Genomic DNA, 12,241 nt, shown 5'->3' on the forward strand with positions numbered 1-12,241 from the left:
GGGAAAGCGCTTTAATATCCGTTTATTCGGGTGATGTTATTTTACGTGCGATTTCTTTTCAACTTTGGATTAATGGTTAATGATTTTCGATTAAATGCCATTAATGGTTATTTTTAAAGGTTGCATTTATTAAATTAAATCCGCTTTTGATATAAAAGTTTTAATGCTTTGGTATTCGCGTTTTTAAATGATTATGACAGTTAACCTGTTATCGGAAGTCGTTTTTTTACTCGATGGATTTAATGGGTATAAAGTTTTAACCGTTGTTTTTATCCCTTTTAACACCTGATTTTTGTTAAGTTTAATCATCATCGGATATCGTGTTTTATGTTTAACGAACACGGATCATATTCACTTTTTATCTTTTCTGATGCTGTTAAATAACTGGCGAGAAAGCGCTTTAATATCCGTTTATTCGGGTGATGTTATTTTACGTGCGATTTCTTTTCAACTTTGGATTAATGGTTAATGATTTTCGATTAAATGCCATCAATGGTTATTTTTAAAAGTTGCATTTATTAAATTAAATCCGCTTTTGATATAAAAGTTTTAATGCTTTGGTATTCGCGTTTTTAAATGATTATGACAGTTAACCTGTTATCGGAAGTCGTTTTTTTACTCGATGGATTTAATGGGTATAAAGTTTTAACCGTTGTTTTTATCCCTTTTAACACCTGATTTTTGTTAAGTTTAATCATCATCGGATATCGTGTTTTATGTTTAACGAACACGGATCATATTCACTTTTTATCTTTTCTGATGCTGTTAAATAACTGGCGAGAAAGCGCTTTAATATCCGTTTATTCGGGTGATGTTATTTTACGTGCGATTTCTTTTCAACTTTGGATTAATGGTTAATGATTTTTCGATTAAATACAATTAACTCTCCTGATGAAAAGTTGCATTTATTGAGTTAGGTAAATCCACACTTCTAAACGTCTACACCTCTTTACATCCAAAATAAAATTAACATATGCCATTTGGCTATATATGGTTGTTATTCATTCTTTCAAAGAAACATATCTACAGAGTTATCCTTTATAACTATCTGAATATAACGGATTATCTGGAGATGATATGACCACATCACGCTCTGTTCTCGATATGATTGGCAATACCCCGTTGCTGGAGTTAACGCATCTGAATACCGGCCCGTGTCAATTATTTATTAAGTTGGAAAATCAAAACCCCGGGGGTTCGATTAAAGACCGCGTTGCACTTTCAATGATCGAGCAAGCGGAAAAGCAGGGGCTGCTTCAACCTGGTGGGACGATTGTCGAAGCCACTGCCGGCAATACCGGTATCGGGTTAGCCCTGGTTGCCTCCCTGAAAGGTTATAAGCTGATTCTGGTCGTTCCAGATAAGATGAGCCGGGAGAAGGTGTTTCACCTGCGTGCACTAGGTACCGATGTGCGTCTGACTCGTTCTGATGTCAGCAAAGGCCATCCAGAATATTATCAGGATTATGCCCTGCGTCTGGCTCAAGAGATTCCCGGCGCTTATTACATCGATCAGTTCAATAATCCGGCTAATTCAGCGGCTCACACCGCTACCACCGGCCCGGAAATCTGGCAGCAAATGGATCACCACGTTGATGCAGTGGTGATCGGTGTCGGTTCAGGCGGTACGCTGGGCGGTCTGAGCAATTATTTTGCTCAAGTTTCACCGGAAACCGAGTTTGTTCTGGCAGATCCGAACGGTTCTATCCTGGTGGACTATATCGAACACGGTAAATATGGCGAGGCCGGGAGCTGGCAAGTGGAAGGTATTGGCGAAGATTTTGTTCCTCCTCTCGGCGATTTCAGCCGGGTGCACCATGCATATCGTGTCAATGATGCAGAAGCTTTCTCCAGTGCGCGTGATCTACTGCTAAAGGAAGGTGTACTGGCCGGCTCTTCCAGTGGCACTTTACTGGCGGCCGCACTGCGTTACTGCCGATCGCAATCTACACCAAAACGCGTGGTTACACTGGCCTGTGACAGCGGAAATAAGTATCTGTCAAAGATGTTTAATGATTACTGGATGCTGGAACAAGGGTTCCAATCACGTGTGCTACAGCACGATCTGAGCGACTATATCACCTACCGTTATCAGGATGGCGCTACGGTTTTTGTGTCGCCGGAAGATACATTGAAAACCGCTCATACCCGAATGCGCCTGTATGAGATTTCTCAGTTGCCAGTGCTGAGAGATGAACAAGTGACAGGCATTATTGATGAGTGGGATTTGATGCACACAGTGCAGGCTAATCCACTCAATTTTACCCTGCCCGTTAGCCACGCAATGACTCATCAAGTGAAAACGCTGGATAAAAACGCTTCTTTGCAACAATTGATGGCAACTTTCGATGCCGGGCATGTGGCGCTGATCGTCGATAATGGCGGTTTCCTTGGGCTGGTGACTCGCACAGATGTGCTGAACGCATGGCGTCAGCAACTTAATTGATCTTTTTGCAGGAATAATTCTATGACCAAGTTTGATACCAAGACTGTTCACGCCGGCTATACACCCGATCATACCGGCGCGGTAATGCCAGCGATTTATGCAACTTCAACTTATGCCCAGTCAGCTCCCGGCCAGCACACTGGTTATGAATATTCCCGTAGTGGCAACCCGACGCGTGATGCGCTGGAAAACGCTATCGCCGAACTGGAAAACGGTAAGCGGGGGTATGCGTTCAGTTCAGGTCTGGCTGCTAGCTCCACGGTGCTGGAACTGCTGGATAAAGACAGCCATTTGGTAGCAGTAGATGATCTGTATGGTGGTACCTATCGGCTGCTAGAAAAAGTACGTCGCCGTAGCGCGGGTTTGCGTGTCACTTATGTTGAGGCACATGACATTATTGGCCTTGAAGCCGCAATTCGTCCCGAGACAAAAATGATCTGGGTGGAGACACCCACTAATCCACTGCTGAAACTGGCCGATCTGGCTGCTATCGCGCAAATAGCACAACGACACGGTATCATCAGCGTGGCAGATAACACTTTCGCCTCCCCGTATATTCAACGCCCGCTTGATCTGGGATTTGATATCGTGGTGCACTCAGCAACCAAGTACCTTAATGGTCATTCCGATGTTATCGCAGGGCTGGCCGTCGTAGGAAAAGATGCAGACCTGGCCGAAAAGCTCGGTTTTCTGCAAAACTCGGTGGGTGGCGTGCTCGATCCATTTAGCAGTTTCCTGGTATTACGCGGAATGCGTACGCTTGCTCTGCGTATGCAGCGTCACATCAATAGTGCGGAAAAGATCGCACACTGGCTGGCGCAACAGCCGCAGATCGAAACTGTTTTTTATCCCGGTCTCCCTTCCCATCCTCAACATGAACTCGCAAAGCGCCAGATGAAGGGCTTTGGCGGTATGATTTCCGTTCATTTAAAGGGTGATGATGATTATGCCCGTCGACTGATTCAGGAGCTGAAATTATTTACACTGGCGGAAAGTCTGGGCGGAGTGGAAAGCCTGATAGGCCAACCATTTAGTATGACTCACGCTTCTATTCCGTTAGAAAAGCGTCTTGCTTCCGGGATTACGCCACAGTTAGTGCGGATTTCAGTGGGTATAGAGGATGCGGAGGATCTCATCGCAGATTTGGCTCAGGCATTAGAAAAAGCAGCTCAATAAAAGAGAGAAAAAGAGAAATGCCAGTCAATCGCTTAATTGACTGGCATTAGCTAAAAACCGTTCTTTATTATGCAACCGAAAATAAAGAGCAGGAGTTATTTATCACCCAACAGAACAGATTCCAGCGCGATTTCAATCATTTCATTGAACGTTGTCTGACGTTCTTCTGCAATAACGTGTTCACCTGTACGAATATGATCAGAAACGGTACAGATAGTCAGTGCTTTTGCGCCATATTCAGCAGCAACACTGTAGATACCCGCTGCTTCCATTTCTACACCCAAAATACCGTACTTTTCCATTACATCGTACATTTGTGTATCGGGTGTATAGAACAGTTCAATAGAGAAGATGTTGCCTACATGCGCTTTAATGTTTTTTGCTTTAGCGGCATCAACTGCATTACGGACCAGATCGAAATCAGCAATCGCAGCAAAGTCATGATCTTTAAAACGTATGCGGTTAACTTTGGAGTCAGTACAGGCACCCATGCCAATCACCACATCACGCAATTTAATGTCGTGACGTACCGAGCCACAGGAACCCACACGGATCAGGACTTTAACGCCAAAATCGGCGATCAGCTCTTTCGCATAGATAGAACAGGATGGGATACCCATACCGTGTCCCATCACAGAAATCGGGCGGCCTTTATAAGTCCCGGTGAAACCCAACATGCCGCGAACATTATTTACCTGCCGAACATCTTCCAGAAAAGTTTCAGCAATGTATTTTGCACGTAATGGATCACCCGGCATTAAAACAACATCTGCAAAATCACCCATCTCGGCATTAATATGAGGAGTGGCCATAATTAAGTTCCTTGTTTTTTATTTAATGATTATTTTAGTCAGCATATGACTGCCCGAAAGCAGCCAGCAATCAAACTCAAAACATAGATTTGCCGTATTCCATTGGCGACAGATCAAAATATTTAGCCACTGTCTGTCCAATATCAGCAAAAGTTTCACGGTGCCCCAGTGATCCGGGTTTCACTTTTTGCCCATAAATCAGCACCGGAATGTGTTCACGAGTATGGTCAGTACCAGGCCATGTTGGGTCACAACCGTGGTCTGCTGTCAGGATCAGGATGTCATCCTCTCGCACCAATTTCAGCATTTCAGGCAAACGACGATCAAACAGTTCCAATGCAGCGGCATAACCCGGAACGTCACGGCGATGACCGTAAGCAGAGTCGAAATCGACAAAGTTAGTGAAGACGATGGTGTTATCACCCGCTTTTTCCATCTCAACCAGAGTTGCGTCAAACAGTGCGTCAATACCGGTCGCTTTCACTTTTTGCGTAATACCGACGTTTGCGTAAATATCCGCGATCTTGCCGATAGAAACAACTTCGCCATTTTTCTCATCAACCAATTTTTTCAGTATAGTTGGAGCCGGTGGCTCTACAGCCAGATCATGACGATTACCAGTACGCTCGAAATGACCTGCTTTCTCACCAACAAATGGGCGGGCAATCACGCGACCGATATTATAATCACCGTCAGTCAGCTCTTCACGGGCGATTTCGCACAGTTCGTACAGGCGATCCAAACCAAAAGTCTCTTCGTGGCAAGCAATCTGGAATACCGAGTCAGCCGAGGTATAGAAAATCGGTTTACCGGTTTTCATATGCTCTTCACCCAGTTTATCCAGAATGACGGTACCGGAAGAGTGGCAGTTACCCAGATAACCCGGCAGGTTTGCGCGCGCGACCAGTTTATCCAACAATCCTTGTGGGAAGCTGTTTTCTTCATCTTTGAAGTAACCCCAGTCAAACAGAACCGGTACACCGGCAATTTCCCAGTGACCTGACGGTGTGTCTTTACCGGAAGAGAGTTCGCTGGCATAAGCGTAAGCACCGATAATGTCTGCGTCTTTATCCAAACCTACAGGGAAAGTTCCACAAGACTCCTCAGCCGCTTTACCCAAACCTAAACGGCTTAAGTTCGGCAAGTTCAGAACTCCTTTACGGCCAACATCGGCATCACCACGGGCACAGACTTCTGCAATGTGTCCCAGGGTGTTAGATCCTTTATCACCAAATTTTTCGGCATCTTCACTGGCACCAATGCCAAAAGAATCCAATACCATGATGAATGTACGTTTCATAATTTTCTCCTGCGTCAAGTCACGCTAACAATGCGGAAATGCCACCGTTATTTAATAATAAGTATGGTTATTACTCGCTGATTTGGCGATAAACCATTGGTGTGGCTGGTTTAGCATCCATGCCCAGAACGATAGCTTTACGTACTGCCGCCGCCGCTTCCTGCCATTCGTTTTCATTGTTGGCATGAATAATAGCTAAAGGGGTATCTGCATTCACTTCTGAACCCAGAGCAACGATATGACTCAGCCCCACACTGTAATTGATAAGATCTGTTGCCTTACGGCGTCCCCCACCAAGGGAAACCACAGACATTCCCAAAGCTCGGGTATCCATATCTGTGATAAATCCATGCTGTTCAGCCAATACCGGTTGGCTGAAAACAGCGGTTGGCAAATAACGGTCATAACGCTCAACGAAATCAACCGGGCCTTTTTGTGCAGCAACCATGCGACCAAAGATTTCTGCTGCTTTACCGTTATTTAATACAGACTGGAGTTTATTGCGGGCATCTTCACGATCTGTTGCCAGATTACCGGATACCAGCATTTCAACACACAGTGCCATTGTAACTTCGAGTAAACGTGGATTGCGATATTCACCCGTTAGAAAGCGAACGGCTTCACGAACTTCAAGCGCGTTACCCGCACTGGACGCCAGAACCTGATTCATATCCGTCAACAGCGCAGTCGTTTTGCAACCTGCGCCGTTTGCGACACTAACAATAGATTCCGCCAGTTGTTCCGATTCTTTATAAGTCGGCATAAACGCACCAGAGCCAACTTTGACATCCATTACCAATGCATCCAAACCCTCAGCCAGTTTTTTGCCGAGGATAGACGCGGTGATCAAGGGGATAGAATCCACCGTCGCGGTAATATCCCGAGTTGCATAGAAGCGTTTGTCTGCCGGCGCCAACGAATTGGTCTGGCCGATAATCGCGACACCAACGTCCTGAATAATGTTACGAAAGCGCTTGTCATCAGGAAAAATATCAAATCCTGGGATCGCTTCCAGTTTGTCCAGCGTACCACCGGTATGACCCAAACCACGGCCGGAGATCATCGGAACATAACCACCACAAGCCGCCACCATTGGGCCAAGCATCAGGGATGTGACATCACCGACACCGCCGGTTGAATGTTTATCCACAACCGGGCCATGCAGATTTAAGCTTTGCCAGTTCAACACCGTACCGGAATCACGCATTGCCAGAGTCAGAGCCACCCGCTCTCCCATCACCATATCGTGAAAATAGATAGCCATCGCCAGCGCAGCAATCTGCCCTTCAGAAACGGTATTGTCACGCACCCCATTAATGAAAAAGCGGATCTCTTCTTCACTCAGTGGATGCCCATCACGTTTTTTACGGATAATTTCCTGTGCCAGAAACAAAGCATTCTCCTTATCATGATTAAAATCGGGAAAGGTTCAGCCATTACGCACCAACGGGTACGGTGTATGATTATCAGTAATTGCTGCTTTGTTTTTGCCCCTGATGACCCAGAGTGTTCAGCAAACTCCCCAGCAAGCTGGAAGCACCAAAACGGAAATGGCGGGCATCAACCCATTTATCACCCATAATGCGATCAGCCAATGCCAGATATTGTGCTGCTTCTTCCGCGGTACGCACGCCACCCGCCGGTTTGAAGCCAACGGTTTCACCCACTCCCATCTCATGAATAACCTTAATCATGATTTCAGCACTTGCCAGTGTGGCGTTAACCGGTACTTTGCCGGTGGACGTTTTGATAAAATCGGCACCGGCTTTAATTGAAATTTCAGCCGCTTTACGGATCAGCGATGCTTCTTTCAGTTCACCTGTTTCGATAATGACTTTTAGCAAAACACCCGCTTCCGCGCAGGCTTCTTTACAGGCTTTAACCATATCAAAACCAATTTTTTCATTACCGGCCATCAATGCGCGGTATGGGAAAACCACATCAACATCATCCGCACCATAAGCAATCGCCGCACGGGTTTCAGCTACAGCGATCTCAATATCGTCATTACCGTGTGGGAAGTTTGTCACTGTTGCAATACGGATTTCAGGGGTGCCCTGTTCACGCAGAACTTTACGCGCCAGAGGAATAAAACGCGGGTAGATACAGATAGCCGCCGTGTTACCCGCTGGGCTTTTCGCCTGATGACAAAGCGCCGTCACTTTTTCATCGGTATCATCATCATTTAGTGTCGTTAAATCCATCAAAATCAGCGCACGCTGCGCTGCTGCGGTTAAATCGGTCATAAAACTCTCCAACGTTATTATCGCGGCCGGCTTCACGCCGAAACCCCACATTTTCTTAAACGATTGTTTGTTGGCGAGCGGACTTGGTTCCTTGAAGACGTAGCAGTGGTATGCCCACGGCGACGGTTGAACTCCTTCTCACCGCACTATGCTCTCTTCGGCTTATGGTCCTTAATGCGAGCTTCGCCTTTATTCATACAATATCGGCATATTATTATTTGAACATTTAAACGTTCAAATAATCGTGCTAAACATCACACTAACACAATGTAATTTGCAAGATAGCAATTTCATATGTGACACAAATCACATTAAAACAGATTTGCCCTCTGATTTATCTGCAAATTGAGCCTTCTTACCAGCAGATGATACACGATAAAAAATATAACTCACTCCCAGACAAAAATTTTGGATATGGAAACATGTTTTTTCATTATTAATTCAGCCGAGCTGTACTTTTTTCATTCAGCATCCAAATTGTTTATTGAGTTTTTCGATTAAAAAATAACACAATAGATCCTTTTTTAATCATTTAACTTGGGTTATATTGCAGTCTTATCACTCAATATTAGGTAATAGTTGCTTTTGGTTAATGATTTTGGTTCAGAACGAAGTGGACTGCTCTTTACGTTCACTGCGGGCGATCTCCCAGAAAAAACATTTGCGGTGGCTGAATTCTCTTTACAGGAAGAATTATCCGAACTGTTTACCCTCTCTTTAACTCTGGTCAGTAAACGGGCGGATATTGATCTGGGATCACTGCTATTACAATCGGTGAAGTTCCAGGTGATTTTCAACGGCGTTGAACAACGTCAGGTCAGCGGCATTATTGCCCAGGCGGTACTGGGTGATTCTCATACTCACCGCACAATTTATTATCTCACCGTCCGGCCTGCGCTCTGGCGGATGAACCTGAGTGGGGGATCAGGAGCTTATCTGCATAACGAATTCAGTTTTATTTCCGGTTATAAGGATTGGCGAGCGCTATATCGCTACAAACCGCTGGCGGATGGTGATGAAGTCGCCACCGTGGTGGGCCCGGCAGGGGAAGAGATTTATGTCAATGAAGACGGTTGTATCCGCATCCATTTTCACTGGGATCGTTATGATAAGGCCGATGAAAACGCGTCTTGTTGGGTACGGTTCGCATAGGGTTGGAATGGCAGCGGTTACGGTTTTATGGCGGTTCCCCGCATCGGTCAGGAAGTGATTGTCTCCTATCTGAACGGCGATATTGATCGGCCAATTGTCACCGGCTGCACCTACAACGGCTTAAACCGGCCGCCGCTGAATTTACCCGCCGAAAAAACCCGTACTACCTTTAAAACCCGGACTCACAAAGGGAAAGGTTTTAATGAATTGCGCTTTGAGGATGCAAAAGACCAGGAAGAGGTATTTATCCATGCTCAAAGAGATATGAAAACTCAAATTTTAAATGATGAAACAGTCGATATTGCAAATAATCGGCTTCATCATGTGAAACACGATGTCCATTTACGTGTTGATAATGAATATCGTGTTTTAGCTAATAATGATATCTCCGTTTCGACCGGGAAAAAATTGCATGTCAAAGCCGATGATGCGGTATTAATGCAGGGAGGAAATGAAATTCATCTGCGTTCAGGAACCACCTTGGTCATTGATGCAGGCGGTGAATTAACTCTCCAGGCGGCAGGGCATTTTATCAAAATCGATGCGGGCGGTATCAGCAGTAGTGCAGGAATTAATTTTGGTAGTGGGGCACCGGGTATAGGCTCTGGTTGGGGAGGGAAATTGCCCGATATGCTACAAAAAGAGATGGAACAGGTGAGTGTCGATATTCCTGCACAAATACCGGGCAAGGGGCTGTGCATCAGTTGTTTGCTGAAAGCAGAACTGGAAGGGGCAACAACGATTATCAGGAAGCAATCATAATGTTGGAATTAAATGAAAAGCTAATGAGCTATCAGAAAGAACACCCTGAAACCCGGCTTTATGCGCTGGTAAATGGCCTGCAATATGAGCGCTATTTTCAGGCGAAAATTAAATATATTGCTGGGGTAAATAATCCGTTATTTCGGCACTACCCTGATTCAAAAATTGCGTTTGCAGGCCCTTGGTTATTTGATCTGGAATACGAACATCATTGGCGTGATAAATTATCCATGCTAGCAGATACCTATCCTTCTGTATCGTGGATATTGACACCTTTATCATTAGATCAATTGACCCGGCATCTGGTGCCTTATTTAAATGTTCAGTTGCCGACAAAACAAACCGCACTTTTCCGTTTTTATGATCCTCGTGTTTTACATCGAATTCGTGACATTTTCGATGATGAACAACGAGTGGCGTTTACGCATGGAATTAATCAATGGATTTATCAACATGATACCGCTTATTATTCAGTAACAGGAGTAATGTTATGATTGAATTTACTCAGGTACAAATCGATAAATTCAATAAATTAGAAAAAGATGAATTTATTGAAAAAATAAGAAATCAAATTTTATCTGAACATACAGATTTGGTTTCCGAACACGAGTCTCTCAGTCACCGACTGAGAGCGGCTTATGATTATTTATTGGAATTAAACTTTCAAGAGCAAAATATGATCCAGTCTTATTTATATCTGGTGGCCTTTAATCCCGATTTTCAGTATGTCTCATCAATTAAATCGGCACTCGAATCCCCCGGTCAGAAGCCAGAGCAGCAATTTAAGGACTTTCTTCGTATTGCAAAAAACAAAATGAATAGGAGACATTAATATGCCAATACCTTTACTGGCCCCTGTCGTGGTGGGCGCGGCTGAATATGCTATCAGTGCCTGTGCCGGGGTATTAATTGCCGTTGGGGTGATGGAAGCGGGTAAAAAGAGTTCAGTGGAAGAGGATGACAGCATTATTCGGCATAAGAAAACGGATTTTGTGATAAGCCCTGAAATCACGGATGAAGATCGAAATATTGTCTGGAGCGAGGAAGCCCATGCGGACTTTTGGGAAGATGACGACCTGGATGAGGGGCCGGTTGATACCTCTGCGGTTCAAGCCAAAACTGCCGCCAAAACAGAAGCTTGTGAAAGCACAGAAAGGCAGAAAGTGTGTGAAGCATGTCTGGCTATTCCGGTGACCAGTGAAAAGTATCGCAAGGTCAGTCGCTGGAGCACCATCACCATTAACTATCAGCGATTCATTGCCAAAACCCGCTATGACCCAGCGGCGCAGATGATTCAGGAGTTTCAGTGCCTAAAAGTAACATTTGATGGTTGGCAACCTACACGTTGTTTGTTTCTGGAAGCTAAGGCGCGGTATGACCAGTTTTTTGATAATGAAGGTAAACCTAAAAGCTGGTGGAAGGGTGAACGTTCCGGAGAAAAACAAGGTGCCCGGCAACAAGGGGTATGTAATCTATTAAATGGCACGCCTCATGTGGAATGGCATTTTTTGCAACCCCTCAGTTACCATTATTTTCAAAGGATATTTTTTAGACATAAAAATATTAGTGTTTGTTATACGCCATGTCCTGAGCTGAATGATATTATTTAAAAAGAGGTTAAGATGACAATAATTCGTATAGAAATCAATGTCTATTGTGAGCATAGTGAATCTATTACCGTTGATGCAGCGTTAACAGATTTATTCCATATCACTCGACAACTCGATACTGTTTTTAATCAGGAAAAAACATGGCTCTTGCAAGGTTATTCCAGAAAAGAAGCCCTAAAATATAAAGTCTTTGATGAGACGGGACCAACTGAGGTTGCAATAAAAGATTTTGAAAAGTCCTATAAAAAAGATTTTCCTTTGTTGATTGAAGGAATGTGGGACGGTGAAAAGGATGAAGTGTCTAGCGGAATTAGTTATCGTAAGATGGCAATTGATTGCCCTAATTGGGTTTGGTTAGCGCTTAATCTGAGAATTGACCGTAATCAGCTTGATGTTTGTCGGTTAATTGATTTAATTAAATATCTGGCTGTGACCCGTTATTCACCTTATATCCAAGTAGAGACAAACGAATACACATTGCGGAATAAACAGGTTTTTCCCGACCGTCTCAGTGTTGGCTGGATGCTGTATCAACCGAGAGTCATTGATAAATACTACCTTCCTATGGCGGAAGACGTCCTTCCCGTTTATCAACATGATGAGCAAATCGGCACATTGATTATCACCAAAAAGGGTATTTTTAACGGTGAAAATCAGGACGATATTGATAAATCCAATGACATTGAAATTCAGTTAGTGGATCTGGGATTGCTACCATTAATGACTGAAATTTAATGG

Annotated in this window: 10 protein-coding genes and 2 pseudogenes; 8 read left to right on the forward strand and 4 right to left on the reverse strand. The window is 44.3% G+C overall.

The annotated features are described in order from the left end of the window. The first annotated feature begins 1,077 nt into the window (after nt 1-1,077). Complete coding sequence (locus tag C5471_RS06455; RefSeq protein ID WP_133816266.1) at nt 1,078-2,445, forward strand: pyridoxal-phosphate dependent enzyme; 1,368 nt, start codon at nt 1,078-1,080, stop codon at nt 2,443-2,445. A gap of 21 nt (nt 2,446-2,466) precedes the next feature. Continuing rightward, nucleotides 2,467-3,621, forward strand: a complete 1,155-nt coding sequence (locus C5471_RS06460) for a trans-sulfuration enzyme family protein (protein WP_133816267.1) — start codon at nt 2,467-2,469, stop codon at nt 3,619-3,621. A gap of 95 nt (nt 3,622-3,716) precedes the next feature. Here the strand turns inward: C5471_RS06460 and deoD are convergent, their stop codons facing one another. From deoD to deoC, 4 genes are all read right to left on the reverse strand, one after another. After that, entirely contained in the window at nt 3,717-4,433 is a 717-nt protein-coding gene (gene deoD / locus C5471_RS06465) for a purine-nucleoside phosphorylase (RefSeq protein ID WP_133816268.1), read from the reverse strand. A gap of 76 nt (nt 4,434-4,509) precedes the next feature. Next, on the reverse strand, nt 4,510-5,733 hold the full coding sequence (deoB, locus tag C5471_RS06470; protein WP_133816269.1) for a phosphopentomutase: 1,224 nt from the start codon (nt 5,731-5,733) through the stop codon (nt 4,510-4,512). A 70-nt stretch (nt 5,734-5,803) separates the two neighbouring features. Then, on the reverse strand, nt 5,804-7,126 hold the full coding sequence (deoA, locus tag C5471_RS06475) for a thymidine phosphorylase (protein ID WP_133816270.1): 1,323 nt from the start codon (nt 7,124-7,126) through the stop codon (nt 5,804-5,806). 73 nt (nt 7,127-7,199) lie between these two features. Beyond that, nucleotides 7,200-7,979: a deoxyribose-phosphate aldolase gene (gene deoC / locus C5471_RS06480; RefSeq protein ID WP_133816271.1), complete on the reverse strand. Its 780-nt coding sequence runs from the start codon at nt 7,977-7,979 to the stop codon at nt 7,200-7,202. A gap of 666 nt (nt 7,980-8,645) precedes the next feature. Here deoC and C5471_RS25260 point away from each other — a divergent pair. The 6 genes and pseudogenes from C5471_RS25260 to C5471_RS06505 all read left to right on the forward strand — a co-directional run. Continuing rightward, nucleotides 8,646-8,855 (forward strand): annotated as a pseudogene (locus C5471_RS25260) (contractile injection system protein, VgrG/Pvc8 family); the annotation flags it as partial. Nucleotides 8,856-8,897: 42 nt separating this feature from the next. Further along, nucleotides 8,898-9,893: pseudogene (gene tssI / locus C5471_RS24250) on the forward strand (type VI secretion system tip protein TssI/VgrG); the annotation flags it as partial. After that, nucleotides 9,893-10,387 (forward strand): DUF4123 domain-containing protein, encoded by a 495-nt coding sequence (locus tag C5471_RS06490; protein WP_207627239.1) that lies wholly within the window; start codon nt 9,893-9,895, stop codon nt 10,385-10,387. The pseudogene tssI and the gene C5471_RS06490, both read left to right, overlap by 1 nt. Beyond that, nucleotides 10,384-10,725, forward strand: a complete 342-nt coding sequence (locus C5471_RS06495; protein WP_133816272.1) for a hypothetical protein — start codon at nt 10,384-10,386, stop codon at nt 10,723-10,725. The genes C5471_RS06490 and C5471_RS06495 overlap by 4 nt, the downstream gene beginning before the upstream one ends. 1 nt (nt 10,726) lies before the next feature. Next, nucleotides 10,727-11,503 (forward strand): restriction endonuclease fold toxin 5 domain-containing protein, encoded by a 777-nt coding sequence (locus C5471_RS06500; RefSeq protein ID WP_133816273.1) that lies wholly within the window; start codon nt 10,727-10,729, stop codon nt 11,501-11,503. A gap of 12 nt (nt 11,504-11,515) precedes the next feature. Beyond that, the gene (locus C5471_RS06505; protein ID WP_133816274.1) at nt 11,516-12,238 is read left to right on the forward strand and encodes an Imm52 family immunity protein; all 723 of its coding nucleotides are present in this window, start codon (nt 11,516-11,518) and stop codon (nt 12,236-12,238) included. Nucleotides 12,239-12,241: the final 3 nt, after the last annotated feature.

It is taken from the genome of Photorhabdus tasmaniensis (assembly GCF_011189505.1).
Lineage (GTDB): Bacteria > Pseudomonadota > Gammaproteobacteria > Enterobacterales > Enterobacteriaceae > Photorhabdus > Photorhabdus tasmaniensis.